Origin of the sequence: Pseudomonas sp. PMCC200344 (assembly GCF_030053095.1) — a bacterium.
In the GTDB taxonomy this organism is placed as follows: domain Bacteria; phylum Pseudomonadota; class Gammaproteobacteria; order Pseudomonadales; family Pseudomonadaceae; genus Aquipseudomonas; species Aquipseudomonas svalbardensis.
On the sequence record NZ_CP125618.1, the window covers coordinates 2,099,710 to 2,125,793 of the forward strand.

General features: G+C 59.8%; 20 protein-coding genes and 1 pseudogene. 11 read left to right on the forward strand and 10 right to left on the reverse strand.

Going from position 1 to position 26,084, the window contains the following annotated elements:
• Positions 1–6 precede the first annotated feature (6 nt).
• The 7 genes from QFW87_RS09420 to QFW87_RS09450 all read left to right on the forward strand — a co-directional run bounded on the left by QFW87_RS09420 (position 7) and on the right by QFW87_RS09450 (position 5,592).
• Positions 7–996, forward strand: coding sequence for an alpha/beta fold hydrolase (locus QFW87_RS09420; protein WP_283190344.1), 990 nt, complete (start codon positions 7–9; stop codon positions 994–996).
• A gap of 121 nt (positions 997–1,117) precedes the next feature.
• On the forward strand, positions 1,118–1,609 hold the full coding sequence (gene rraA / locus QFW87_RS09425) for a ribonuclease E activity regulator RraA (protein ID WP_150655274.1): 492 nt from the start codon (positions 1,118–1,120) through the stop codon (positions 1,607–1,609).
• A gap of 26 nt (positions 1,610–1,635) precedes the next feature.
• Positions 1,636–2,631 carry a zinc transporter ZntB gene (locus QFW87_RS09430; RefSeq protein ID WP_283183726.1) on the forward strand — a complete coding sequence of 332 codons (996 nt, stop codon included), beginning with the start codon at positions 1,636–1,638 and terminating at the stop codon, positions 2,629–2,631.
• Between the two features lie 63 nt (positions 2,632–2,694).
• Positions 2,695–2,943: a hypothetical protein gene (locus QFW87_RS09435; RefSeq protein WP_008146303.1), complete on the forward strand. Its 249-nt coding sequence runs from the start codon at positions 2,695–2,697 to the stop codon at positions 2,941–2,943.
• A gap of 2 nt (positions 2,944–2,945) precedes the next feature.
• The gene (locus tag QFW87_RS09440) at positions 2,946–3,770 is read left to right on the forward strand and encodes a mechanosensitive ion channel domain-containing protein (RefSeq protein ID WP_008027407.1); all 825 of its coding nucleotides are present in this window, start codon (positions 2,946–2,948) and stop codon (positions 3,768–3,770) included.
• 89 nt (positions 3,771–3,859) lie between these two features.
• Entirely contained in the window at positions 3,860–4,450 is a 591-nt protein-coding gene (gene sigX / locus QFW87_RS09445) for an RNA polymerase sigma factor SigX (protein WP_008146300.1), read from the forward strand.
• Between the two features lie 107 nt (positions 4,451–4,557).
• Positions 4,558–5,592 carry an OmpA family protein gene (locus tag QFW87_RS09450; RefSeq protein WP_283183727.1) on the forward strand — a complete coding sequence of 345 codons (1,035 nt, stop codon included), beginning with the start codon at positions 4,558–4,560 and terminating at the stop codon, positions 5,590–5,592.
• Positions 5,593–5,677: 85 nt separating this feature from the next.
• Here QFW87_RS09450 and cobA read toward each other — a convergent pair whose 3' ends face one another.
• From cobA to QFW87_RS09485, 7 genes are all read right to left on the reverse strand, one after another.
• Positions 5,678–6,442 carry a uroporphyrinogen-III C-methyltransferase gene (cobA, locus tag QFW87_RS09455; RefSeq protein WP_283190345.1) on the reverse strand — a complete coding sequence of 255 codons (765 nt, stop codon included), beginning with the start codon at positions 6,440–6,442 and terminating at the stop codon, positions 5,678–5,680.
• A 10-nt stretch (positions 6,443–6,452) separates the two neighbouring features.
• Positions 6,453–9,167 (reverse strand): nitrate reductase, encoded by a 2,715-nt coding sequence (locus tag QFW87_RS09460; protein ID WP_283183729.1) that lies wholly within the window; start codon positions 9,165–9,167, stop codon positions 6,453–6,455.
• Entirely contained in the window at positions 9,167–9,484 is a 318-nt protein-coding gene (nirD, locus tag QFW87_RS09465) for a nitrite reductase small subunit NirD (protein WP_283183730.1), read from the reverse strand. The genes QFW87_RS09460 and nirD overlap by 1 nt, the downstream gene beginning before the upstream one ends.
• A complete protein-coding gene (nirB, locus tag QFW87_RS09470; RefSeq protein WP_283190346.1) occupies positions 9,481–11,934 on the reverse strand; it encodes a nitrite reductase large subunit NirB in 2,454 nt (817 codons plus the stop codon). The genes nirD and nirB overlap by 4 nt, the downstream gene beginning before the upstream one ends.
• Before the next feature lie 693 nt (positions 11,935–12,627).
• Positions 12,628–13,686: an IS110 family transposase gene (locus tag QFW87_RS09475; RefSeq protein ID WP_283190887.1), complete on the reverse strand. Its 1,059-nt coding sequence runs from the start codon at positions 13,684–13,686 to the stop codon at positions 12,628–12,630.
• A gap of 140 nt (positions 13,687–13,826) precedes the next feature.
• Complete coding sequence (locus tag QFW87_RS09480; RefSeq protein WP_283190347.1) at positions 13,827–15,497, reverse strand: bifunctional protein-serine/threonine kinase/phosphatase; 1,671 nt, start codon at positions 15,495–15,497, stop codon at positions 13,827–13,829.
• A 7-nt stretch (positions 15,498–15,504) separates the two neighbouring features.
• Entirely contained in the window at positions 15,505–16,716 is a 1,212-nt protein-coding gene (locus tag QFW87_RS09485) for a nitrate/nitrite transporter (RefSeq protein WP_283183733.1), read from the reverse strand.
• A gap of 37 nt (positions 16,717–16,753) precedes the next feature.
• Here QFW87_RS09485 and QFW87_RS29835 point away from each other — a divergent pair.
• Positions 16,754–16,940 (forward strand): annotated as a pseudogene (locus QFW87_RS29835) (hypothetical protein).
• A 130-nt stretch (positions 16,941–17,070) separates the two neighbouring features.
• Here QFW87_RS29835 and QFW87_RS09490 read toward each other — a convergent pair.
• Complete coding sequence (locus QFW87_RS09490) at positions 17,071–17,646, reverse strand: ANTAR domain-containing protein (RefSeq protein WP_008146285.1); 576 nt, start codon at positions 17,644–17,646, stop codon at positions 17,071–17,073.
• Positions 17,647–17,661: 15 nt separating this feature from the next.
• Positions 17,662–18,873: a CmpA/NrtA family ABC transporter substrate-binding protein gene (locus tag QFW87_RS09495; RefSeq protein ID WP_283190348.1), complete on the reverse strand. Its 1,212-nt coding sequence runs from the start codon at positions 18,871–18,873 to the stop codon at positions 17,662–17,664.
• A gap of 229 nt (positions 18,874–19,102) precedes the next feature.
• On the opposite strand from QFW87_RS09495, the gene QFW87_RS09500 reads away from it, so the two are divergent.
• Positions 19,103–20,122, forward strand: a complete 1,020-nt coding sequence (locus QFW87_RS09500; protein WP_283190349.1) for a quinone-dependent dihydroorotate dehydrogenase — start codon at positions 19,103–19,105, stop codon at positions 20,120–20,122.
• Positions 20,123–20,414: 292 nt separating this feature from the next.
• On the opposite strand, the gene QFW87_RS09505 is transcribed toward QFW87_RS09500, so the two are convergent.
• On the reverse strand, positions 20,415–20,630 hold the full coding sequence (locus QFW87_RS09505) for a ribosome modulation factor (RefSeq protein ID WP_003223300.1): 216 nt from the start codon (positions 20,628–20,630) through the stop codon (positions 20,415–20,417).
• 529 nt (positions 20,631–21,159) lie between these two features.
• Between QFW87_RS09505 and rlmKL the strand changes: the two genes are divergently transcribed.
• A complete protein-coding gene (gene rlmKL / locus QFW87_RS09510) occupies positions 21,160–23,436 on the forward strand; it encodes a bifunctional 23S rRNA (guanine(2069)-N(7))-methyltransferase RlmK/23S rRNA (guanine(2445)-N(2))-methyltransferase RlmL (RefSeq protein ID WP_283190350.1) in 2,277 nt (758 codons plus the stop codon).
• A 142-nt stretch (positions 23,437–23,578) separates the two neighbouring features.
• Positions 23,579–25,978 carry a diguanylate cyclase gene (locus QFW87_RS09515; RefSeq protein WP_283190351.1) on the forward strand — a complete coding sequence of 800 codons (2,400 nt, stop codon included), beginning with the start codon at positions 23,579–23,581 and terminating at the stop codon, positions 25,976–25,978.
• Positions 25,979–26,084 lie beyond the last annotated feature (106 nt).

Below are 26,084 nucleotides of genomic sequence, written 5' to 3' on the forward strand. Positions count from 1 at the left end.
AGCATTATGCAAAGCAGCAGCAACCTATTTCCTGTCGCCCTGATCAGCGCCGAGCGGCGCGGCGATCTGAGCGAAGACGTCTATCGTCTGAAACCCGGTAACAGCCCTGACGGCACCGTCGAGCTGGCTGTGACGCGCCTGGGCATGGCGGATGGCTCAGGCGCGCGTGGCGTTCCGGTTATTTTGCTTCACGGCAGCTTTTCCAATCGCCGGTTCTGGTTTTCCCCGAAGGGGCTTGGACTGGGTGCCTATCTGACGCGTCTGGGATTCGATGTATGGATTCCCGAAATGCGTGGCCACGGCCTGTCCCAGCGTAACCAGAACTACCGCAAGAACCGCGTTGCCGACTACGCCCGTTACGATTTGCCGGCCATTGGCGCGTTCGTGCGCGAGCAGAGCGGCCAGGTCCCGCACTGGATCGGTCACTCGCTGGGCGGGATTACGCTGGCGGCTGCACTGGGTGGGGAGTACATCGGCGAGCCGGTGGTGGCTTCCGCGGCGTTTTTTGGTACGCAAATCAGCCGCACCTACTGGCCGTTGAAGATTCCGCCGGTGGAGTGGAGCGGGCGCTTCATTCTCAAACGTTTTGCCCAGCTGTCCGGTTCACGGCTCAAGCGCGGCCCGGAGGACGAGCCCATTGGCCTGGCCCTGGAAAGCATGCGCTGGTATGGCCTGTTCGGGCGCTTTGGCGATGTCGATAAGGATTGGTGGGCCGGATTGGCCGACGTTCAGTTACCGGTATTGGCCGTGAGTGCCGCAGGTGACCATCAGGACCCGACCTGGGCTTGTCGCAAGCTGTTCGATCAGATGGGTTCCGAGCATAAGCAATTCATCAACCTGGGTCGCGAACAGGGCTTTGGCGATAATTTCGGTCATGTGGAGATGCTCGTCAGCAAAGCCGCCCAGACTGAAGTCTGGCCGCTGGTGGCGCGCTGGTTGGCAGATCAGCAAACGCCATTGCTGGGTGAAAAACCGGATCTGGCTGCGAAGGTCTGAGCCTGATGCTCTAACAAGGGCATTTCGCTCTGTTCGGCTTGCGGCTAAGATATGACGCATTGAGCTGTTCTGGTCACGTTTCGACACCCTCGATTGTCTTCCTCTTTACAGGAGTTTCTCGATGAATCATTACCTCACGCCTGACCTGTGCGACGCCTATCCGGAGCTGGTGCAGGTGCTGGAACCGATGTTCAGCAATTTCGGTGGCCGTGATTCTTTCGGCGGCGAAATCGTGACCATCAAATGCTTCGAAGACAACTCGCTGGTCAAGGAACAAGCCGAGCTCAAGGGCAATGGCAAGGTGTTGGTGGTCGACGGTGGCGGTTCCCTGCGTCGTGCGCTGCTGGGCGACTTGATTGCCGAGAAAGCCGCGAAAAACGGTTGGGAAGGGCTGGTGATCTACGGTTGCATCCGTGACGTCGACGTCATTGCGCAAACCGATCTAGGTGTTCAGGCGCTGGCCAGCCACCCGATGAAAACCGACAAACGCGGCATCGGCGATCTCAACGTAGCCGTGACCTTTGCTGGCGTGACGTTCCATCCAGGCCATTACATCTACGCGGATAACAATGGCGTGATCATCTCGCCAAGTCCGCTGAAGATGCCTGAATAAAGCGCTACACCAACAAAGGGGTGAGGATGTTCGAGGAAGAAAACGCGCAGTGGGGGCTGGTGCATGCCCTGGTGCTGGACGGTAAAGGCGGTGCGCGTTCGATAGCCCGGACTGAACTCGATGACTTGCAGCTACAGGCCCATGAAAGCCTGTGGCTGCACTGGGATCGCAGTCATCCGCAAACCCGGACCTGGTTGCGAAAATCCAGCGGTCTGAGCGAATTCAGCTGTGATCTTTTACTTGAAGAAAACACCCGGCCGCGTCTTTTACAGCTTTCGGACAGCGAACTGCTGCTATTTTTGCGTGGGGTCAACCTGAACCCGGGTGCCGAGCCGGAAGACATGGTCTCGGTGCGGATTTTCGCGTCAGCCCAGCGGGTTATTTCTCTGCGTTTGCGTCCGTTGCGCGCCACCGATGAGTTGCTGGTGCAGCTCGCCGAAGGCAAAGGACCGAAAACGGCGTCAGAACTCATCCTTTATATGGCGCAATACCTCACCAACAAGGTGCAGGATCTGGTCAGTTGCCTCTCGGAAGTGGTCGATGAGGAAGAAGAAAAGCTGGATGCCGACGAACGGTACACGCCCGAGCACGGTGCCGTTTTGCAGATCCGTCGAAGGGCCGCTGCGCTGAAACGTTTTCTTGCACCGCAGCGGGAAATATTCGGGCAGCTGACACGGATAAAACTGCCTTGGTTCGTCGAAGACGACGGTGATTACTGGAACGAATTGAACAACAGCCTGACTCGGTATCTCGAGGAGCTGGAATTGACTCGGGAGCGGGTGGGGTTGGTCCTCGAGGCTGAAGATAGACGTTTGAGCGTGCGAATGAACCGCACGATGTACCGCTTCGGGATCATCACCGGGATCTTTTTGCCGATGAGTTTTCTGGCGGGGCTTTTAGGTATCAATGTCGGCGGGATTCCGTTCTCTGCAAGCCCCTATGGCTTCCTGATCGCGTGTCTGATGATGGTCTCGGTGGCGCTAGGGCAGTGGTGGTTGTTCCGACGTTTGCGCTGGGTCTGAGGGTGAGCCATGTGACCCGAGCAAATTTGACCGCGTCTTTCACAGACATCACGAGAGGTGCGTATGCACGATCCGTTTGAACAGTCTTTGCGTGACATGCTCAAGGCATCACCGTCCACCCGGGACGATGATGCGTGCCTTGGGCGTGTACTGAAAACCGCCAACCGCCAGGTCGGCGCCGGTGATCTGTTCAGCCTGCTGGGCCGCTGGTTGCCCGCGCTGATGATTGCCTTGAATAATGGATCGGCCCATGTCGCTCCGGTTTCCCGTCACCGTAAACCTACCGTTCGCACTGCTGATAAGGCTGATTGAATATGGAACTTGATCTCTGGACTCAGAGCCTCGTCACTGCAATGACTGCGTTATGGACCAAGGTTGCAAATTTCATCCCGAACCTGTTCGGCGCACTGGTTGTGTTGCTGTTGGGTTTCGTCGTTGCGAAACTTTTGGACACTTTGCTGTCGAAGTTGCTCGCCAAGCTGGGGCTCGATCGCCTGATGGGCGGCACTGGACTGACCAAATTGCTGTCTCGGGCCGGCCTTCAAGTGCCGATCTCGACCTTGATCGGAAAGATCGTCTATTGGTTCGTTCTGCTGATTTTTCTGGTTTCTGCCGCAGAATCCCTTGGACTTGAGCGAGTTTCGGCTACGCTTGACATGCTTGCGCTGTATTTGCCGAAAGTATTTGGCGCCGCGCTGGTGCTGCTGGTGGGTGTTTTGCTCGCGCAATTGGCCAATGGGCTGGTGCGGGGTGCGGCAGAGGGCGTAGGGCTGGACTACGCTGCGGGTCTGGGGCGAATTGCCCAGGGCCTGGTGATTATCATCAGTATTTCGGTCGCAATCAGCCAGTTGGAGGTCAAAACTGACCTGCTCAACCACGTGATTGTGATTGTATTGATTACCGTTGGTCTGGCGGTTGCGCTGGCCATGGGGTTGGGAAGCCGGGAAATTGCCGGTCAGATTCTTGCGGGAATCTATGTGCGTGAGTTGTATCAGGTTGGGCAACAAGTGCGTGTTGGCGAGGTCGAAGGTCAGATCGAAGAGATCGGCACGGTTAAAACCACATTGCTGACCGATGAGGGTGAGCTAGTCTCTCTTTCCAATCGGATTCTCTTGGAACAGCATGTGAGTAGCCGCTAACCCGGCAAACCCTGCTAATGTATGCCGCCGCAAAAATGCCCTGAAAAGGGTTGCGGCGGACATTGACCTGACTGTCGGCCCGACTTGTTTTGAATAAAGCTCAATCGCTGTCCACGCGCTACGACCCCCGCGAGCTCTCTGATGAGGAGTTGGTCGCGCGCTCGCATACCGAGCTGTTTCACGTAACGCGCGCCTATGAAGAACTGATGCGGCGTTACCAGCGAACATTATTTAACGTCTGTGCACGGTATCTTGGGAACGATCGTGACGCAGACGATGTCTGTCAGGAAGTGATGTTGAAGGTGCTGTATGGCCTGAAGAACTTCGAGGGTAAATCGAAGTTCAAGACATGGCTATATAGCATCACGTACAACGAGTGCATCACGCAGTATCGGAAAGAACGGCGAAAGCGTCGCTTGATGGATGCTTTGAGTCTGGACCCCCTCGAGGAAGCGTCTGAAGAAAAGGCGCCGAAACCCGAGGACAAGGGTGGACTCGATCGCTGGTTAGTGTATGTGAACCCGATTGACCGTGAAATTCTGGTGCTACGATTTGTCGCAGAGCTGGAATTTCAAGAGATCGCGGATATCATGCACATGGGGTTGAGTGCGACAAAAATGCGTTACAAACGTGCTCTAGATAAATTGCGTGAGAAATTTGCAGGCATTGCTGAAACTTAGTTCGGCGCAAATATCTCTTACGTGTAGGCAAGTTCTGATAGACTTGCCGCCGAGTTGTCCCCCGGTTTGCGGGACTGCTTCACAATCACCAGATGGGGATTTAACGGATGAAACTGAAAAACACCTTGGGCTTGGCCATTGGTTCTTTGATTGCCGCCACTTCGTTCGGCGCTCTGGCACAAGGCCAAGGCGCAGTTGAAATCGAAGGCTTCGCCAAGAAAGAACAATTCGACAGCGCTCGTAACTTCAAGAACAACGGCAACCTGTTCGGCGGTTCGATCGGCTACTTCCTGACCGACGACGTTGAACTGCGTCTGGCTTACGACGAAGTGCACAACGTGCGTTCCGACGACGGTCGTAACATCAAGGGCGCTAACACCGCTCTGGACGCTCTGTACCACTTCAACAACCCGGGCGACATGCTGCGTCCGTACGTATCGGCTGGCTTCTCCGATCAAAGCATCGGTCAGAATGGCTCCGGCGGTCGTAACCGTTCCACTTTCGCCAACGTTGGCGGCGGTGCCAAGCTGTACTTCACCGAGAACTTCTACGCCCGTGCTGGCGTTGAAGCTCAATACAACATCGACCAGGGCGACACCGAGTGGGCTCCAAGCGTCGGTATCGGTGTGAACTTCGGTGGCGGCTCCAAGCCTGCTGCTGCTCCAGTTCCAGCACCAGCTGAAGTCTGCTCCGACAGCGACAACGATGGCGTTTGCGACAACGTTGACAAGTGCCCGGACACCCCAGCCAACGTAACTGTTGACGCTGATGGCTGCCCAGCAGTTGCTGAAGTTGTTCGTGTTGAGCTGGACGTGAAATTCGACTTCGACAAGTCGGTAGTCAAGCCTAACAGCTACGGCGACATCAAAAACCTCGCTGACTTCATGAAGCAGTACCCATCCACCAGCACTACTGTTGAAGGTCACACTGACTCCGTCGGTCCTGACGCTTACAACCAGAAACTGTCTGAGCGTCGTGCAAACGCCGTTAAGCAAGTTCTGACCAACCAGTACGGTGTTGAATCGTCCCGCGTTCAGTCTGTTGGCTACGGCGAATCCCGCCCAGTTGCTGACAACGCGACTAAAGCTGGCCAAGCTGTAAACCGTCGCGTAGAAGCGCAGGTTGAAGCTAACGCTAAGTAATTAGCGCGCAGCTCTGAAAAGCCCGGCTTAGGCCGGGCTTTTCTTTGTCTGCGATTTGGTGAGGGCAGGGTTGAAGCAGGGAGAGTCAGGCTGACAGATTGACTGCATTCGCGGGAAAATCAGATACCGACAGGGGTACTTCTGCACAGGCCGCAACCGCGCCGATGACCAGGATTGCTGGGCTTTTCAACTCAAAGGAGTGGGCATCTTCTTCCATCGCTGTCAGATCGCTCCGACATTCACGTTGGTGTGGCAGGGATGCGTTTTCAATCATCGCCACCGGTGTATCCGCCGCCATTCCTCCGGCGAGCAACTGCTCACGAATCTCGCTCAGTTTTGCGACACCCATATACACCACCAGCGTCGTGCCACCTTGGGCCAGGGCTTGCCAGTTCAGACTGCTGCCATCCTGAGTGTGGGCGGTGACCAGCGTCACGCCGCGCGCAACACCCCGCAGGGTCAACGGAATATCGCATTGCGTTGCGCCGGCAAGCCCGGCAGTGATGCCGTTGACCAGTTCCACTTCGACCCCATGCTCACGCAGCCACTGCGCCTCTTCGCCGCCCCGGCCAAAAATGCACGGGTCGCCACCCTTGAGCCGCACCACGCATTTACCGTGGCGGGCATAACGAAGCATCAGGCGATGAATGAATGCCTGAGGTGTGGAGCGACAGCCGCCGCGCTTGCCCACGGGAATGATCCGCGCCTGCGGGCAATGCTCCAGCACCGCGTCGTTGACCAGGTCATCGATCAGCACCACATCCGCTTCGCTCAACGCCCGCACGGCCTTGAGGGTCAACAGTTCCGGATCGCCAGGACCCGCACCCACCAGCCAGACTTTTGCGCTCATAGTGTTTTCCTCACGAGGTGACGGCGACCGGCTGCGCAGTGGCGGCCAGCAGACGCTTGATTTCCGGGACGCAGGAGCCGCATTGCGTGCCGCAGCCCAATTCTTGTTTCAAGCCCTGCAGGTCCAGGCCGCGGCTAATGCCGGCGCAGACCGCGCTTTGGCTGACGTTTTTGCAGTTGCACAGGGTTTTGTTACCGATGGCCGGCGTACGGGTGTTGCCCGGTGGTGCGCTCAGCGGTGCCAGCAGCCAGCGCCGCAGCTGTTCGTCAGCGCGACCTTCCAGCCACAGGCTTTGCAGCCAGTGTTGGGCAAGGGTTTCACCGGCCAGGCGAATGGCAGTGATCCGGCCGTTCTCGATCCGCACCCGTTTACCGATGGAGCGCCGTGGGTCGTCGTAGGCCAAAACCGGGCCATCGTTGAGTCCCAGGCATTGATCGATATCACGCAGCAATTGCGGATCGGGCGCGACGGCGCTGGCCGCGCGTACCAGCAGCGCGGGGCGTTCGCGGCCGGCCAGGCTGAGGCTGACGTAGGAAAGCGCCTCACAGAGCGGCCGTAGCGTCTCAAAATGCTGTTGAACATCGCCCTCGATCAGGGCGAACAGGTTCCACGGCAGTTCCACCGGTTCCAGGCGCACGCCGCTGTGTTTGAGTTCGGGCTGTTTCGATAGCGGGTCGAAGGCGGGAAGAGTGAGGGTATTTACGCCGCCCTTGAGGAAGCGATCACCCCAATGCATTGGCAGAAAGGCCTGGCCGGGTCGCACGCTGTCGTCACCGCCGACGGCGACAATCAACGCGCCACGGCGACTTTTCAGGCTGACCAGGTCGCCCGATTGCAGCCGATGCCGGCGTAGTTCATCCGGGTGCAAACTCAACACGGCTTCGCTGACGTGGCCGAATAGTTGTGCGGCGGTGCCGGTGCGGCTCATGCCGTGCCATTGATCCCGCAGGCGGCCGGTGATCAGGGTCAGCGGGAAGCGCGCGTCGCGTTGTTCCTTGGCGGCGCGATACGGGTCAGCCACGAATTGCGCACGTCCACTGGCCGTCGGGAAAATTCCGTCCAGGTACAGCCGCGCCGTACCTTCGCTGGCGCCAGTGGGGAAGGGCCATTGCTGCGGGCCGAGGTGGTCGATCAGTGCATGACTGATGCCGGACAAGTCCAGATCACGCCCGCGCGTCAATTGCTTGTACTCGTCGAAGACCTGCGCCGGGTTTTCAAAGGCAAACAGGCTGGTTTGATCGGGACGTAGATATTTTTCCAGGCGCTGTGCGAAATCAACGGTGATCGCCCAGTCAGAGCGGGCTTCGCCGGGTGCGACGATGGCTCGACGAACGTGGGAAATGCGCCGTTCGGAGTTGGTCACCGTACCGTCCTTTTCGCCCCAACTGGCGGCGGGCAGCAACAGGTCTGCGAAGGCTGCGGTTTCGGTGGTGCGAAAGGCCTCCTGCAATACCACGAACGGGCAGGCTTGCAGTGCCGCGCGCACGGCGGTTTGATCCGGCATTGATTGCGCAGGGTTGGTGCAGGCGATCCACAGTGCCTTGATTTTTCCGCTGCGCATCTGCTCAAACAACTCGATAGCGGTGAGCCCGGTGTTTGCAGGCAGTTGATCCACGCCCCAATACGCTGCCACTTCCGCGCGATCTTCGGCATTGGCGGCCTCGCGATGGCCGGGCAGCAGGTTCGACAAGCTGCCGGTTTCGCGACCACCCATGGCGTTTGGCTGACCGGTCAGGGAGAACGGTCCTGCACCGGGGCGGCCGATTTGTCCGGTGGCCAGGTGCAGGTTGATCAGCGCACTGTTTTTCGCGCTGCCGGCGGTGGACTGGTTCAAGCCCATGCACCACAGCGACAGGAAGCTCGGTGAAGTGCCAACCCATTCGGCGCATTGCTGCAGTTGCTCGACGCTGATCCCGCAGAGCTGCGAAACCATCTGCGGCGTGTAATCGCGCACCAGGTTTTTCAGTTCGGCCAAGCCTTCGGTGTGGGCCTTGATGAAGTCGCGGTCGACCCAGTCTTCCCACAACAGCAGGTGCAAAATCCCATGGAACAACGCGACATCGGTGCCCGGCAGAATCGCCAGGTGCAGGTCAGCCAAATCGCAGGTGTCGGTACGACGCGGGTCGATGACGATGACTTTCATCTGCGGCCGGCGGGATTTCGCTTCCTCCAGGCGACGGAAAAGTATCGGGTGGGCGTAGGCCATGTTGCTGCCGACGATCATCACGCAGTCGCTCAATTCCAGGTCTTCGTAGCTGCATGGCGGTGCGTCGGCGCCCAGGCTGCGCTTGTAGCCGACCACTGCCGAAGACATGCACAGGCGCGAATTGCTGTCGATGTTGTTGGTGCCCACCAGCGCTCGCGCCAGTTTGTTGAAGGCGTAGTAATCCTCGGTCAGCAATTGCCCGGAAATGTAGAACGCCACGCTGTCCGGGCCGTGTTCGGCGATGGTTTCGGCAAAAACGCTGGCGGCGTGATCGAGGGCGGTATCCCAGTCAGTGCGGCTGCGTGCCAGGCCTTTTCCCAGGCGCAGTTCGGGATACAACGCCCGGGCCGCGAGGTCGCCGGTCAGGTGCAAGGTAGAGCCTTTACTGCACAGTTTGCCGAAGTTGGCCGGGTGGGTCGGATCGCCGCTGACGCCGAGAATGCGCTCGCCGTCATGCTCGATCAGCACGCCGCAGCCGACCCCGCAATAGCAGCAGGTGGAAGCGGTGATCTGGTTCATCAGCTTGCTTCCCGCAGGGCCAGAAACACCCGGCCATTCTCGACCCGTGCTGAATGGTGGTGAGCGCAACCGATGTCCGGGGCCTGTGCTTCGCCGGTTTCCAGGTCGATCTGCCAGTTATGCAGCGGGCAGGCGACCCGTTTGCCGTAGATCAAACCTTGGGACAGTGGCCCGCCCTTGTGCGGGCAGCGGTCATCGAGTGCGAAAACCTCATTGTCGCTGGTACGAAAAATCGCGATGTCGCCTTTCGGGCCGGCAATGATCCGCGAGCCCAGGGCATTGATTTCTTCCAGTGCGCAGATATCCAGCCAGTTCATGCCGGCACCTCCAGATTCTTCACCGTGATGACGTCGAATTCTTTCTTCAGCAGCGGCTGTTCCAGGCGTTCCTTCCACGGGTCCTGTTCGAACGACAAGGAGAATTGCAAGCGATCGTTGAGTGCCTTGCGCCGCTCCGGGTCTTCCAGCACGGCTTTCTTGATGTGTTCCATGCCGACCCGTTGCAGGTAGTGCACGGTGCGTTCGAGGTAGAAAGCTTCTTCGCGATAGAGCTGCAGGAACGCGCCGTTGTATTCGCGCACTTCCTCGGCGGTCTTGAGCTTGACGAAGAATTCCGCGACTTCGGTTTTGATCCCGCCGTTGCCACCGATGTACATCTCCCAGCCCGAATCCACGCCGATAATTCCGACGTCCTTGATGCCTGCTTCCGAACAGTTGCGAGGGCAACCGGAGACGGCCAGTTTCACTTTGTGCGGCGACCACATGTTGAACAGGTCGTGCTCAAGCTCGATGCCCAGTTGCGTGGAGTTCTGGGTACCGAAGCGGCAGAACTCACTGCCGACGCAGGTTTTCACGGTGCGGATGGATTTGCCGTAGGCGTGGCCGGACGGCATGTCGAGGTCCTTCCAGACGCCCGGCAGGTCCTGCTTCTTGATCCCCAGCAAATCGATACGCTGGCCGCCGGTCACCTTGACCATTGGCACGTTGTATTTGTCGGCCACGTCGGCAATGCGCCGCAGCTCCGAAGGATTGGTCACACCGCCCCACATCCGCGGGACTACAGAGTAAGTGCCGTCTTTCTGAATGTTGGCGTGGGCCCGTTCGTTGATCAGGCGCGATTGCGGGTCGTCCTTGGCTTCGCCAGGCCAGGTGGAAATCAGGTAGTAGTTGAGCGCCGGCCGGCACGTGGCGCAGCCGTTCGGCGTGCGCCAGTTCAAATAGCTCAGGGTGCCGGAGATGGTCAGCAGATGCTGCTCGCGGATGGCCTGGCGGATTTGCCCGTGATTCAAGTCGCTGCAACCGCAAATGGCTTTTTCGCTTTTCGGTTTGACGTCCGCTGCGCCGCCCACGGTGTTGATCAGGATCTGTTCCACCAACCCGGCGCAGGAGCCGCAGGAGCTGGCAGCCTTGGTGTGTTTCTTGACGTCGTCGACGCTGAACAACCCGTGCTCCTGAATCGCCTTGACGATGGTGCCTTTGCACACGCCGTTGCAGCCGCAGACTTCGGCGGTGTCGGCCATGCTCATGGCTTTGTCCTGGCCTTGATGTCCTACATCGCCTAAAGCGTTTTCACCGAACATCAGGTGATCGCGGATCTCGTCGATGGCGTGATTCTCACGGATCTGCCGGAAATACCAGCCACCGTCTGCCGTATCGCCGTACAGACAGGCCCCGACCAGCACGTCATCCTTGATCACCAGTTTTTTGTAGACCCCGCCGATAGGGTCGGAAAGGGTGATGGTTTCGGTGCCTTCGCCGCCCATGAAGTCGCCGGCGGAGAACAGGTCGATGCCGGTGACTTTCAATTTGGTCGACGTCACCGAGCCCTTGTAGGTGGCGAAGCCCAATTGGGCGAGGTGGTTGGCGCAGACCTTGGCCTGTTCGAACAGCGGCGCCACCAGGCCGTAAGCGATGCCGCGGTGACTGGCGCATTCGCCGATGGCGTAGATGCGTGGGTCGTAGGTTTGCAGGGTGTCGTTGACCAGAATCCCGCGGTTGCAGGGGATGCCGGATTTTTCTGCGAGTTCGGTGTTGGGGCGAATACCGGCGGCCATCACCACCAGGTCGGCGGGGATGATGTCGCCATTCTTGAACTCAACCGAGCCGACCCGGCCATTGCCGGCATCGTGCAGGGCCTGGGTTTGCTCGCAAAGACGAAAGTGCAGGCCGCGGGCTTCCAGGGCGGTTTGCAGCAACTGGCCGCTGGTTTTGTCCAGTTGCCGTTCCAGCAGCCATTCACCGATGTGCACCACGGTGACGTGCATGCCGCGCAGCATCAGGCCGTTGGCGGCTTCCAGGCCGAGCAGGCCGCCACCGATCACAACGGCGTGCTTGTGGGTTTTCGCGGTGTCGATCATTGCCTGGGTGTCGGCGATGTCGCGGTAGCCGATCACGCCGTCCAAGGTGTTGCCGGGGATCGGCAGGATGAACGGAGTCGAGCCGGTGGCGATCAGCAGACGATCGTATTCGGCCTCGCTGCCGTCTTCGGCGATAACCCGGCGTTTGACCCGGTCAATCTCCACCACTTTGCGGTTGAGCAGCAGCTTGATGTTGTTGTCCAGGTACCAGTCCAGATCGTTCAGCACGATCTCTTCGAAGGACTGTTCGCCGGCCAACACGGGCGACAGCAGGATGCGGTTGTAGTTGGTATGAGGTTCGGCGCCGAAGACCGTGATGTCGTACAGCTCATTGCTCAGCTTGAGCAGTTCTTCCAGGGTGCGAACCCCGGCCATGCCGTTGCCGATCATCACCAGTTTTAGTTTTTTCATCAGGTTCTCCGGGGAGCTCGGACCCGCCTCATCAGGGCTTTCAGGTCTTGCTCGACAAAATTTGCGCAAACAAAAAAAGGCGTCCCGCTAGTTGCCTAGCGAGGACGCCTTTGTCCTGGTCCCGTTCTCTCGGGCAGCGCATCCTTCATCGTTGAAGGCTGGGCTTTATGTATGGTGAGAGAGGTAATGCAGTGGTTGTGCCAAGTTCTTCAGGTGCCCGAATTTACTGGGGTTGGTCGCGGACTCGGCATTTGATTTGGATGTTTTTGCACTGAAACATTGCACGTTGCCCGTAATTGGAGCGGTCTCTGTAGCAGCTGGCGAAGCCTGCGTTCGGCTGCGCAGCAGTCGCGATTTCAGGCAACGCGGTGTGCCTGGTACACCCTGCATGCAGAATTTACGACTGCTTCGCAGCCGAACGCAGGCTTCGCCAGCTGCTATGTATGGACTCGCCCCCACTGTCTACCCGCTTTTGAAAAACCGCCGCCCCGTTGCATCTATGTATTAGGCCTATTCGAGGAAGCCGTCTTCGGCTTCTGGCCAAAATTGGAAGAGCTCGTGGTATGCCGATTACAGTCAGGCCTCGAAGGCCAGTAGCAGCTAAGGCATCAATCCACGCCGGTCTTACCTGGGGTCAATTTTTTTTCAGCAAAGGGCCGGACAGTTAGTACCTCGGTGGCAGAACTCTGTCGCTCAGTGGCTCATCGTCGCTTGCCGGCCATCACCAGCCTGGCGACGATAAGTCTGGTCATTCTGTAGAAGCACCCAGACGATTCGCAGGTTGCGGTTGGCTAACCTGACCGCAGCCTCCTTACGGCCCAGTCGGCTCATCCAGCGCAACAAGCGGCGGTCATCGGGTTGCTGGGAATCAGGTCGTAGTTGTTGCAGTACCGCATGGGCTCCCTGGATCATCAGGCTGCGTAAATAAACATCGCCTCGCTTGGTCATGTCCCCCAGCCGGACCGTCTGCCCGCTGCTGTGCTGGTCAGGCACCATGCCAAAGTACGCGGCAAACTTGCGGGCATTGGGAAATCGCTCAGGCTTGGTTTCCTTGGCCACCAGTGCCGTGGCAGTGACTGGGCCGATGCCGCGCACAGTCATCAGTCGCTTCGCCGTCATGTCGGCGTTGGCGGCCACTTCGAGGCGCCCCGTCAGCACGCTGATGCGTTCGCCCAAATGGCGCCACTCGGCCAACAGTTCGTCGATCAGTTCACGCAGCAGACCCGGCACCGGCTGGGTGGCATCTTCCAGTACCCGCGGAATTTTCTGGCTGATCGCAACATCGCCCTGCGCCAAGGCCACGCCATGCTCGAGCAGCAGGCCGCGCATCTGATTACTCACGGCGGTGCGGCGACGCACGTAACCTTGACGAGCGCGATGCAGTGCCTGCATGGCCAGCGCCGCAACGCTTTTGACCGGCACTGCGCAGATCTTTTCATCGCGACCAGCCCGCAGGATCGCCAGCGCATCGTTGCGATCATTTTTAGGCCCGCTGCGATGTGTGGCCACCAAGCCGGCTGGAAGAATCCGCGCCAGATTGCCTTGGTCTTGCAGCTGCCGGGCCCAGGCTTGAGCACCCGGGCCGGTCTCCATCAGAACCACGACATGAGGCGGCAACTGGCGTAGAAACTCATAAAACGCCTCGCGCGACTTGATCCGTTGCTCGTAGTGCACCTGGCCGAGGACGTCTTCACCGGCGACCTGAAAGACCTGCTTGGCCAGATCGACCGCCACGGTTGTGCAGGCCGACAAATCGGAAGAAGACAGGAATTGATCAATCGAAGTATGCTTTTTCATGGACTCGCCCTCGCTGTCGTTGGCTGTTTAGACTGCCACCGTGGCGCATTGACGCCTCGGCTTGGGCGAGTCCATCCAATTACAGGGGATCGGTGTTAGCCGTGAAATACTAAAAACAGCAGCACCAGGTTCACCAACAACGACACCAGCGCCAAGGTCCGCCAGACCTTCAACGGTTCGCGCTCCAGCAGCGGTCTGGGTCGAACGCTCCAACTGCGCCGCTCGCCCTGTTCCAACAGCAGCAACCATTCTTCCGCCGTTTCAAAGCGCTGACCCGGATCCGCCGCCACGGCGCGCTCCAGACTTTGAGCAATCCATTCCGGCAGGTCGGGTCGATAGCGACTGGCGCTGACAGAAACCCCGAACCGTGGGCGCTGGAAGGCTTCGATTTCGCCGTAGGGATAATGCCCGGTGAGCAGGAAATACAAGGTCACGCCGACGGCATACAAATCCTGTTGCGGTGTCGGTGCTTCCCCGCGAAAGGCTTCCGGCGCGATATAGGTGGGCGTTCCGGGCAGGGCAGAGGGCTGATCTTCAGACAGGCCAGGGCAGTAGGCGAGACCGAAGTCCAGCAGGCGTAATTCGCCGTCGTCCCCCAGCAGCAGGTTCTCCGGCTTGATATCGCGATGGAGAATCTGCCGTCGATGCAGTATGCCAACGGCACGCAGCAGGCGTTCGGCCAGATCCAGCCATTGGGGCAGAGGCAGCGGTCCGACTTCTGCGTGCAGCTCCGCCAAGGTAGATCCGGAATATTCTCGCATCACGTAGTACAAATGCTGACGCTGACTGGCGGCATGGACTTCAGGGAAATGCCGCCCGGCCACGCGCTTGAGAAACCATTCTTCCGACAGCAACGCCTGCCCAGCCAAGTGATCGTCGCGCAGTGCACCGGGCAAGGTTTTCAGCAGCCAAGGTTGTTGTTGCCCATCGCGCACCCGATAGAGCAATGACTGCTGGCTCTGACCGAGTATCCCTTCGACCTGCCAACCCTCGAAAGTCAGGCCTGGTTTCAAGGCTGGCGGCAGTGGCCATTGCTGCAAATGAATCAACGCATCGCCGATGCTCGTTTCACCGAGGGCATCGACCCGCACCAACAAGGCGCTGGCGTTGTCCTGGCTGCCGGCCAGATGCGCCGCACTGACCAAGGTCTGCGCAGCGCTGTTCAAATCCGGTTGATCGCGCAAAATTGCCGCAATCGCGGTGTCACCCAGCACGGCCCAAATGCCGTCGCTGAGCAGTACGAAACTTTCGTTCAACCGCAGTTCGCCATCGAGAAAATCCAGCACCAAATGCTGATCGAGCCCAAGGGCCCGTTTGAGCACATGCTGCATGCCGGGCTGGTCCCAGACGTGATCCTCGCTGACCCGCTGCAAGGTGTCGGCGTGCCAGCGATAAACCCGGCAATCTCCGACATGGGCCAAGGTAAAACGCCTACCGCGCATCACCAAAGCACTGACCGTGGTGAGCAACGGTTGCCCACCGCCATTGGCCTGCAACCAGCGATTTTGGGCCAGTAGCAGACGATCCAATGCCTGTGCGACACCCCAGGTTTCCGGTGTGGCGTAGTAATCCAGCGCCAAAGCCTGCAACGTCGAGCGGGCGGCGAGGCCACCATCGGCGCACTGGCTGACGCCATCGGCGATGGCGAACAGGTAACCCTTGCTCGCCGCCAGCGCCGGGGCCGGAGTCACCAGGCGCAGGGCGTCCTGATTCTCCTCGCGAGGGCCGATGGCGCTCGCTTCGGCAAAACTCAGTTGCAGGCTCATTAAGGCTTCAGACCCGAGCAGCGGTCACGGCTGCCGAACCCCAAGTGGTTCTCCAGCGACGTTTCACGCCGTGCAGACCGAACCAGGCCAGAACGCCAAGGCTGGCGAACAACCACAAGGCCAGTTGATAGCTGCCGGTGCTTTGTTTGATCGCGCCCATGCCCGCTGCCAGTGCAAATCCACCAATACCGCCGGCCATGCCGATCAAACCGGTCATCACACCGATCTCGCGACGAAAGCGCTGCGGCACCAATTGGAAAACGGCGCCGTTACCTGCGCCCAAACCGAGCATGGTGCAGACGAAAAGTGCCAGTGCCGCGTAGGAACTCGGCAGATTGAAACCCACCGCTGCGATGCAGACCGCCGCCACCGTGTACATCCCCAAGAGGGTGCGAATGCCACCGAAACGGTCGGCCAGAGCGCCGCCCAACGGACGCATCAAGCTGCCACCGAACACGCAGGCTGCGGTGTAGTAACCGGCAGTCACCGGGCTCAGGCCATATTGGTCGTTGAAATACCCGGGCAGGGCGCTGGCCAGGCCAATGAAGCCGCCGAAGGTCACGCTGTAGAAAAACATGAACCACCAGCTGTCGCGGTCGCCCAAGGCCTTGAAGTAGTCGGACATCGATTTGGCTTTTGGCCGTTCAGGCGCGTTTTTGGCCAGCCAGGCGAAGACGATGAGGGTCAGGATCAGCGGGATCAGGGCGAAGCCGAACACGTTGCTCCAGCCAAATGCAGCGGCCAGCACCGGGGCGATCAGTGCAGCGAGCACTGTGCCCGAGTTACCGGCACCGGCGATGCCCATGGCTTTGCCTTGGTGTTGTGGCGGATACCATTGCGACGCCAGCGGCAGAGCGACGGCGAAGGATGCGCCGGCCATGCCGAGGAACAGGCCCAGCACCAGCGCTTGTTCATAACTGTGGATGCCGAGTTTCCAGGCGCCGAACAGGGCGCAGATGACGATCACCTGTCCAATCAGCCCGGCGGTTTTCGGCGACAGGCGATCAGCCAGCAAGCCCATCACAAAGCGCAATACCGCCCCGGCCAGAATCGGCGTGGCCACCATCAGTCCGCGCTGTTGGGTGGTCAGCTGCAGATCGGCGGCGATCTGCACCGCCATTGGACCGAGCAGGTACCAGACCATGAAACTCAGGTCGAAATAGAGGAAGGCCGCGAACAGTGTCGGGGTATGGCCGGATTTCCAGAAGCTTGAATTCATCGCGCACCTCAGCTGTTAGGAGTCTCGAGAAGGAGTCATGAGCTTGCAGGTGGGGCGCCGCATCGGCCGCACCACCGGCCCCGGTCTGTGGGGCCAAAACAAAAAAACGCCGCCACCGGATTCGCCAAAGGGCAAATGAGGTGAGCGACGTCTTTGTCGTAGGTGGGGCAACCGCCGTTGGTTACCTGTGGCGATTACCTAGCGAGATCTGTGCCAACAGGTGAAACCGAGTCGCCGCCATTCGCGAGCAGGCTCACTCCCACAGGGAATTGCGCCGTACACAAATCAACTGTGGGAGTGAGCTTGCTCCGGGCGGCGTTCCGACGATGGGGTCCTTTCAGGCACTACAGAGCTTCAGCCGAGCAACTCACTCATGGCGATGATCTGCTCCGCCACCTGAATCAGCTTCTGCTGCCGGCTCATGGCCTGGCGGCGCATCAGGGTGTAGGCCTCTTCCTCGTTGCAGTCCTTCATTTTCATCAGCAGCCCTTTGGCCAGCTCGATGCGCTTGCGCTCGGCCAGTTGCTGGTCGCGGGCGTTGAGCTGGGCGCGCAAGGCCTGGTCGCTTTCAAAACGCGCCATGGCCACGTCGAGAATCGGCTGCAAGCGCTGTGCGTGGATGCCTTCGACGATGTAGGCACTGACGCCGGACTTGATCGCCTGACGCATCACATCGGGGTCATGTTCATCGGTAAACATCACGATCGGCCGCGGTTGGTCGCGGCTCACCAGCACCACTTGTTCCATCACATCGCGGCTCGGTGACTCGGTATCGATCAAAATCACGTCCGGACGCACCGTTTCGACGCGCGCGGGCAAGTCGATGGTCAGGCCCGACTCGTCGATCACCTCGAACCCGGCTTCGGTCAGGGCCGCCTTCAGGCGACCGACTTTCTTCGCGGTGTCGTTGATCAGCAGGATACGCAACATATTCGTAGTCTCCTGTCAGCGGCTGGCGAGAAGGGGCGAGCTGTCGCTCATGGCGTGCAGCTTGAAACTGCGGGCATAGCCGGCGGGGTCCAGGCCATCCCAGACCTTGCCGTCGATCAACTGGCTGCTGCGCATTGGCTGATCACTCACGGCCACACCGACAGCGGTGGCGGCCTCTCGATACAAGTCTAGTTGCTGGACCTGACGGGCCACGCCCAGGTAGTCGGGGTCGTCGCGCAACAAACCCCAACGGCGGAACTGAGTCATGAACCACATGCCATCGGACAGATACGGCAGATTGACCTCGCCATCACCATGGAAGCGCAGTGCGTGCGGGTCTTGCCAGCAATGACCCAGGCCATCGGCGTAGTCACCGAGCAATCGCGGTTCGATGCAGTCGAGCGGTGCGTCGAGGTATTGCGGGGCACTCAACAGCTTCGCGGTGCTGCGGCGATTCTCGGTGCTTTCTTCGATGAAGCGGCTGGCCTCCAGAATCGCCATCACCAGCGCCCTTGCGGTGTTGGGGTATTGCTCGACAAAGGCGCGGGTGCAACCGAGGACTTTTTCCGGATGATCGGGCCAGATGGTCTGGGTGGTTGCCATCGTGAACCCCAGATTTTGCTGCACCGCGCTGGCGGACCATGGCTCGCCGACGCAGAAGCCGTCGATGCGCCCGGCTTGCAGGTGCGCGACCATTTGCGGCGGCGGCACCACCACGCTGTCGACGTCCTGCAACGGATGAATACCCTGACTCGCGAGCCAGTAATACAACCACATGGCGTGGGTGCCCGTAGGAAATGTCTGGGCGAAGGTGAGTTTTGGGCGACTTTGGTGCACGTGCCGTTCCAGTGCTTCAGGACTGGTCACGCCCAGCGCCTGTAAGCCATGGGAGAGGTTGATGCTCTGGCCATTCTGATTCAGGCCCATGAGCACCGCCATGTCGGTCGACGCGACACCGCCGATGCCCAAATGCACGGCGTAGATCAAACCGTACAGGCTGTGCGCGGCGTCGAGTTCGCCACTGACCAGTTTGTCCCGCAGGTTGGCCCAGGACGACTGGCGCTTGAGGTTCAGGGTCAGGCCATAAGGTTGGGCAAAGCCCTGCGTGGCCGCGACCACTACCGAGGCGCAGTCGCTCAGGGCCATGAAGCCGAGGCTGATTTCGGTCTTTTCCGGGGCATCGCTGCCGTTGACCCAGGCCAGAGGGTTGGCTGGAACTTCAATCATCAGTAAACACCTTCCATAAAAAAGCGCCGGACCGGGCTGCTTGCCAGGGCAAGGCCAAGTGACGACGCCGTTGTCTTTCGACTCATCCCGCCGTTGGCATGAGTGCTGATGTCAGTGACGGTGCAAGGCATATGCCATCGCTCACTGATTTTGTCGCGCGCCTCGCCTGCAACCCCGATGCCCGGCTATAATCGCCGCCACTTTTCGTAGCCCAGAGTCAAACCCGCCCATGTACACCCTGGCCCGTCAGCTGTTGTTCAAACTTTCCCCGGAAACCTCCCACGATCTGTCCCTGGACCTGATCGGCGCGGGCGGGCGTTTGGGCCTCAACGGCTTGCTGTGCAAGACACCGGCGAACATGCCGGTGACTGTCATGGGCCTGGACTTCCCGAACCCGGTGGGTCTGGCGGCCGGTCTGGACAAGAACGGCGCGGCCATCGACGGTTTTGCGCAACTGGGTTTTGGTTTTGTCGAAATCGGCACCATCACGCCGCGCCCGCAGCCGGGCAATCCGAAGCCACGCATTTTCCGCCTGCCGGATGCCGAGGCGATCATCAACCGCATGGGGTTCAACAACCTCGGCGTCGATCACCTGCTGGCTCGAGTAGCGGCGGCCAAGTTCAAGGGCGTGCTGGGCATCAATATCGGCAAAAACTTCGATACCCCGGTTGAGCGGGCGGTCGACGACTACCTGATCTGCCTGGACAAGGTCTACGCCCACGCCAGCTACGTGACAGTCAACGTCAGCTCGCCGAACACCCCGGGCCTGCGCAGCCTGCAATTCGGCGATTCGCTGAAGCAGTTGTTGGCCGACCTGGCTACCCGCCGCGCAGAACTGGCGCTGCGCCACGGCAAACATGTACCGCTGGCGATCAAAATTGCGCCGGACATGACCGACGAAGAAACCGCTCAGGTCGCGCAAGCGCTGATCGAAACCGGGATGGACGCGGTGATCGCCACCAACACCACCCTGAGCCGCGTCGGCGTAGAAGGCATGGAGCATGGTGACGAGGCGGGCGGTCTGTCCGGCGCACCGGTTCGCGACAAGAGCACCCACACCGTGAAGGTGCTGGCGGCCGAGTTGGCCGGTCGCTTGCCGATCATCGCCGTGGGCGGCATCACCGAAGGCAAGCACGCGGCTGAGAAAATCGCTGCGGGTGCCAGCCTGGTGCAGCTCTATTCCGGCTTCATCTATAAAGGTCCGGCGCTGATTCGTGAATCTGTAGACGCCATCGCCGCCTTGCGCTGACCTTGTAGCAGCTGCCGAGCCTGCGAGGCTGCGTTCGGCTGCGCAGCAGTCGTAGAATCAGACACCGCGGTCTTACAGGTACACCGTGCTTTCAGGTTTCACGACGGCTCTGCCGCCGAACGCAGCCTCGCGGTGCTCGGTAGCTGCTACAAGGGAATTGTATTTTGGCGAAAAGCAGGCATAAAAAAGGGCTCCTCGAAGGAGCCCCTGGGCCGAAGCCCGCCGCCCGGATGGGGCGTGCGTGGTAAGTCGTTACGTAATCAAATTGTCGTGTCGGAGTGTGTGCCCTGTGTTAGCCGACGGCGTGAAGTTCGTTGAGTCTATGGATTCCCGCAGTGCCGGTCATACCGTCCCAGTTGTCGCCGCGTCCTTCTCGCCAGCCGTTAATCCAGGCTTGGCGTACCGACGGTAGAGTAAATGGGCAAAGCTCACGGGATTTGCCACCAACTCCATATTGATATCCGCGCAAAAATGCTCTTTCCAACGGATCACGCTTAAGTCTTCTCATAGGGTGTTGCCCTCACTTGTTGACTGTATTTATCGCGTCGACCTCAATTGAGGTCTGGCAGAAAAACTCCTGCCGTTGGGGCTCGCTGCCGGCGTCGCGAGCCAAGGTGTTGACGTCATTGCGGCATCAACCTGTGTTGAGTTCTAACCAATGCGTCACATCGAGGGAATGATCGTTTTGTCATAAGGACGTAACTATTAAGGTGGTATGGCCATAAGTAACACGATGTTGTCCCGTGTTTATTGGCAAAACCCCGGTATGATCGGCCCTGCGCTGCATGATGGATTGAATCCCTAAGTGAGAACGCCTCCTGTTGAGCAGGGGGACTATTCGACGAAGGGTCGACTTATGACATTTTGTTGCATCAACTTTTTTATCTGTCTTTGCATCTAAGCTCTTTTAACCCGAGCAGCAAGGGTGGAATGGCACACCTTCGTGCCACGCGGGCGCTCTTTTAGAAAAGCGCCTGATTGAAAACCGGGCCGGCAATGCGTTGTCGGTTCACTAAGCCAAAGGCTCTGAAATTCCAATGTCCGATCAATTCGAAATCTTCCTCACTTGCCCAAAAGGCCTTGAAGGCCTGCTCATCGAGGAAGCCGTCGGGCTTGGCCTTGAAGAAGCGCGTGAGCACACCTCTGCCGTGCGTGGCATGGCAACCATGGAAACCGCTTATCGCCTGTGCCTGTGGTCGCGTCTGGCGAACCGGGTGCTGCTGGTGCTCAAGCGTTTCCCGATGAAGGACGCCGAAGATCTTTATCACGGCGTGCTGGATATCGAGTGGCAAGACCACATGCTCAACGATGGCACCCTGGCCGTTGAGTTCAGCGGTCACGGCTCGGGCATCGACAACACCCACTTCGGCGCGTTGAAGGTCAAGGACGCCATCGTCGACAAACTGCGCACGCCGCAGGGCGATCGTCCGTCCATCGACAAACTCAATCCGGACCTGCGCATTCACCTGCGCCTGGACCGTGGTGAAGCGATCCTGTCCCTCGACCTCTCGGGCCACAGCCTGCACCAGCGCGGCTATCGCTTGCAGCAGGGCGCGGCGCCGCTGAAGGAAAACCTCGCGGCCGCGATCCTGATCCGTTCCGGCTGGCCACGCATTGCGGCCGATGGCGGCGCGCTGGCTGACCCGATGTGCGGTGTCGGTACGTTCCTCGTCGAAGCCGCGATGATCGCCGCCGACATGGCGCCGAACCTGCGTCGCGAACAATGGGGCTTCACGGCCTGGCTCGGTCACGTCCCGGCGCTGTGGAAAAAGCTTCACGAAGAAGCCGCTGAGCGTTGCGCGGCCGGTCTGGCCAAGCCACCGCTGTGGATTCGCGGTTACGAAGCCGATCCACGCCTGATTCAACCGGGCCGCAACAACGTTGAACGTGCCGGCCTGAGCGAGTGGATCAAGATCTACCAGGGCGAAGTCGGGACGTTCGAGCCACGTCCGGACCAGAACCAGAAAGGCCTGGTGATCTGCAACCCACCGTACGGCGAACGTCTGGGTGACGAAGCGAGCTTGCTCTATCTCTACCAGAACCTCGGCGAACGTCTGCGTCAGGCCTGCTTGAACTGGGAAGCCGCGGTATTCACCGGCGCCCCGGACCTGGGCAAGCGCATGGGCATCCGCAGCCACAAACAGTATTCGTTCTGGAACGGCGCGTTGCCGTGCAAATTGCTGCTGATCAAAGTCACTCCAGACCAGTTCGTCACCGGCGAACGTCGCACTCCGGAACAGCGTCAGGTCGAGCGTGAACAAGTTCAAGCCGAAGTCGAAGTCGCAGACAACGATGTAGCACCCGGCAAGTACGAGAAGTACAACAAGAACGGTAACCCGATCAAACCGGCACCGGTGGTGATCGAGCAGCCGCGCTTGAGCGAAGGCGGGCAGATGTTTGCCAACCGTCTGCAAAAGAACCTCAAGGCCCTCGGCAAGTGGGTCAAGCGTGAAGGCATCGACTGCTACCGCGTCTACGATGCCGACATGCCGGAATACTCCATGGCCATCGACCTGTATCAGGATTGGGTCCACGTCCAGGAATACGCCGCGCCGAAATCCATCGATCCGGAAAAAGCCTCGGCGCGTATGTTCGATGCCCTGGCCGCCATTCCGCAGGCCCTGAACATCGACAAGAGCCGCGTGGTGGTCAAGCGTCGCGAGCGTCAGAGCGGCACCAAGCAGTACGAACGCCAAGCGGCACAGGGCAAGTTCGTCGAGGTCAACGAAGGTGGTGTGAAGCTGCTGGTCAACCTCACGGATTACCTCGACACCGGGCTGTTCCTCGATCACCGGCCGATGCGCATGCGGATCCAGAAAGAGGCGGCCGGCAAGCGCTTCCTCAACCTGTATAGCTACACCGCAACCGCCAGTGTTCACGCAGCCAAGGGCGGCGCGCGCAGCACCACCAGCGTCGACCTGTCGAAAACCTATCTGGACTGGGCGCGTCGCAACCTGTCGCTGAACGGTTTCTCCGAGAAGAACCGTCTGGAGCAGGGCGACGTGATGGCCTGGCTCGATGCCTGCCGTGACGAATACGACCTGATCTTCATCGATCCTCCGACGTTCTCCAACTCCAAGCGCATGGAAGGGATCTTCGACGTGCAGCGTGACCAGGTGCAATTGATCGACCTGGCCATGGCGCGTCTGGCCCCGGGCGGCGTGTTGTACTTCTCCAACAACTTCCGCAAGTTCCAGCTCGAGGAAAACCTCACCGAGCGTTATGCGGTCGAGGAAATCACCGCCCAGACCATCGATCCGGATTTCGCCCGTAATGGCAAAATCCACCGTGCCTGGAAAATCACGGCTCGTTGACACTTGAAGGGATTGGATCCACAGAGCCTTGATTTTTAAAGGCTCTTGGCTTCTTTCTGTGCTGGTCAAATTGATGGCTAATAGCTATAACTCAACGCATGGCCAATGGGCTTTCCCGCACCTGGCGTTTTGAGTTGCGTCTATGTCGTTGCACGCCGTGCGCCCCAAGATCCTGGGTTTTATCAGTGAAGATGCCTCGGCCTGGCTGGTCGCGCTGCTGGTATTGCTCGTCGGCGCAATTCTCACGGGATTGCTGGCGTGGTCGACGCTGAATCTGTTCCACCATCAACTGCGGCAACGTTTCCAACTGCTGGCCAGTGAACGTTACAGCCGTATCGAAGAACGCTTCGAAGATCAGGAGCAGCGCCTCGATGGCCTGCGCCGGTTCTTTGCCAATTCCGATTCGGTCTCCCGCGCGGAGTTCGACGGTTACACCCAACCGCTGCTGCACCGGACTCAGGCCTATTCCTTCGCCAAGCGGGTAACCGGTGCCGAACGGGCGGTATTTGAACGCCAGGTGCGTGCAGAGGGTTTACCCGAGTTCACCCTGCGTGAACTCAATGCCGACGGCCAACTGCAACTGGCGGCCGAACGGGAGGAGTACGTGGCGGTGCTTTACAGCCAGACCCAAAGCAAGCTTGGCTCGCCCCTGGGCTACGACTTGTTGGCTCAACCCTTGCGCCGTTCCACCCTTGAACGGGCCGATCAGCACGGCGGCATGGCGGTATCGCAGCCGATGCATCTGGCCAGTATCGAGCCGGCCTATGCACGCGGCGTGCTGCTGGTCGCGCCGGTGCTGCTGCGCAATAGCCCGACCACGGCGGGGTTGAAACCGTTCGGTTATGTTATGGCCGTGATCAGCATGCGCCAGTTGCTGGCGGACGGGCTGCCGGAGGCGGGCCGTGACTACCTTTCGGTGCGCATCCTCGACTTATCCACAGATGATCAGCACGAAGTGCTTTATGAGTCTCCCAACACCCCAGCCCTCAGTGAATTGGCCGCGACGCGGCTGCTGCGGCTCGCCGACCATGACTATCAAGTCGACATTCAGCCCAGCGATGCCTTCCTGAAAGCCAACCACTCTTCTGTGACCAGCCTGATAGTGCTGGGTGGCTTGCTCAGTCTGTTGCTCAGTGCCTTGCTCTATGTGCTGGTCAGTCAGCGTCAACGGGCGCTGAAAATGGTCGAGCAACGAACCCAGGAACTGCGCGCTCGCGAGCAGGAGTTGCGCGGCACCCATGGCCAGTTGCGCGGCGTGCTGAATGCCGCGACCCAGGTGGCGATCATCGCCACTGACTTACGCGGGATCATCAGCACCTTTAATGCCGGTGCAGAGCAAATGCTCGGCTACACCAGCGCTGAGGTGGTGGGCCACATGACCCTGGAAAACCTGCACCTGCCCCGGGAGCTCCTCGCCCGCTCGGCGGAGTTGAGTGCGCGCTATGGCAAACCGATTCCGACCTGCCAGGCGATGTTGGTCGAGGGCGGCGAGGAGGGCGGTCACGAAGCGCGGGAATGGACGCTGCTGCGTAGCGACGGCAGCCATTTGACGGTGAACATGCTGGCGACCCCGGTCCTCGACGAGCAAGGTTTGTGGGTCGGGCACCTGGCGATCTGTATCGACATCACTGAACGCAAGCGGGTCCACGAGGCCCTGGCGGCACGGGACCTGTTGTTGAAGAAACTCAGCGCCCATGTGCCCGGCGGGATCTACCAATTCAAGATGGAGTTCGATGGGCGCTTTAGCGTGATCTACGCCAGCGACGGTATTCGCGAGATCTACGAACTTGAACCGGATGTGCTGTTGTTCAACGCCGAAGCGATTTTCACGCGGATTCATCCGCAGGACACCACCCGGGTCCGTGCTTCGATCCGGGCGTCGGCGGACACCCTCAGCCCTTGGCGCGAGGAATACCGCGTGCAGCTGCCCCTGCGCGGCCTGCGCTGGGTTCGTGGCGAGGCGACGCCGGAGGAACTGCCCGGCGGCGGCGTGCTCTGGCATGGCTACGTCTCGGACATCTCCGACCTCAAGCGGGTGCAAGAAGAATTGCGCGCGCTGTCGATCACTGACTCGCTGACCGGGATCCACAACCGCCGCTATTTCCAGGAACGCCTGACCACCGAAATGGCCCGGGTCGAGCGCGGTGGCGGCGAACTATCGGTGATCATGCTCGATATCGACCACTTCAAGCGTATCAATGACCAGCATGGCCACGCGGTCGGCGATAGGGTGTTGCAGATCGTGTGCGAACGCATCGGCCATCGGCTGCGCCGCACCGACGTGTTCTGTCGCCTGGGTGGTGAGGAGTTCATGGTGCTTTGCCCGGACATCAACGGCGAGCATGCCCATGTCCTTGCCTTGCAGCTATGGCAAGGGTTGCGCAGTTCGCCGATCGAAGGCGTCGGGACAGTGACCGCCAGTTTCGGGATTGCCAGTTGGCGAGTCGGGGAGGGCGCGGATGCGCTGCTGCTGCGGGCGGATTCGGGGGTGTACGCGGCGAAACAGGCCGGGCGGGATCGGGTAGAAGGAGAGATGAGTTAGGTCCGGCTACGCAATACCCTGTGGGAGCGAGCCTGCTCGCGAAAGCGGTCTGTCAATCACATCGTTGCTGGATGTGACGCCGTTTTCGCGAGTAGGCTCGCTCCCA